At 28.7% G+C, this 907-nt stretch carries 2 pseudogenes; one reads left to right on the top strand and one right to left on the bottom strand.

Features of this window, described 5'->3' with window-relative positions:
* Positions 1-127, top strand: a pseudogene (locus IEU88_RS13595) (cytochrome aa3 quinol oxidase subunit IV); the annotation flags it as partial.
* Between the two features lie 575 nt (positions 128-702).
* Here the strand turns inward: IEU88_RS13595 and IEU88_RS13590 are convergent.
* Positions 703-907: pseudogene (locus IEU88_RS13590) on the bottom strand (Lrp/AsnC ligand binding domain-containing protein); the annotation flags it as partial.

The raw sequence follows: 907 nt of genomic DNA, 5'->3' as shown, positions 1-907 counted from the left end.
GCACTTAACTGAAGGTAAAGACGGAAACGTACAAGGGTTTAAAGTTATATTTGCGCTTATCATTACTTTAATTACTGTTATCGGTACTTATTGGGTAATGCAAGGTGGACACTCAAGCCACTTATAATCTATAAAAAAGGCTTTCTTTACGGAGATGGATTCCTTTTGAAGTTATCTAATTAGCGGTAGTCAATTAAAGCCAATTTCATTGAATAAATATGAATGTACGCAATCCTAAAAATTGTAATTTGCTTTAGTATATAATTTCAAAGGCTTGTTTCCTATATTAAGTAGGAGACAAGCCTTTTAGTTTTGGCTTAATTCATTATTTTTTAAAAATGGAACGATACAGCACAAAAAAGAAATAAAAAAATAGGGTTGGCGTTTTGTACAAATTGTTTCTGAAGGCATGATGTTTAAACCCGAATGAGACATAATAGATATACCCAGCAGAGATTAATATACTTTCACTATTGCTGATTTTGGCACGATTAAAAGACTCCTTATTCGATAAGGAGCCTTTTTAATATAACTTCTAGTAATCATTTATTATGTAAAACGACACAAAAACTAGAAATCTTATTAGTTCATGATTTCTAGTTTTTCATTTTATTAACATAATAAAGGCTTGTAAATAGTGCCTTTGTATATTTTATTCATTTTAATTATAGTAAACCCTCTTTGATTTTGAGAGAAAAATTTTTATATTGCCATTAAAACATTATAGTTTGCGTGCTTATTTAATCGCGCAAGAAATGCATTTAAATAATCATTATTTGGGAAACGGCACTCTAAAAGATAACATGGGTCGCCTATTACTTTATAGTTATTCATAACAAAAATGCTCTCTTCCTGAATAAAATCAAGATATGAATTATGAGAAATTTTATGAGTATAAATATTAATA

The organism is Staphylococcus nepalensis (assembly GCF_014635045.1).
Lineage (GTDB): Bacteria > Bacillota > Bacilli > Staphylococcales > Staphylococcaceae > Staphylococcus > Staphylococcus nepalensis.
This window is presented reverse-complemented; position numbering and strand designations above follow the sequence as displayed.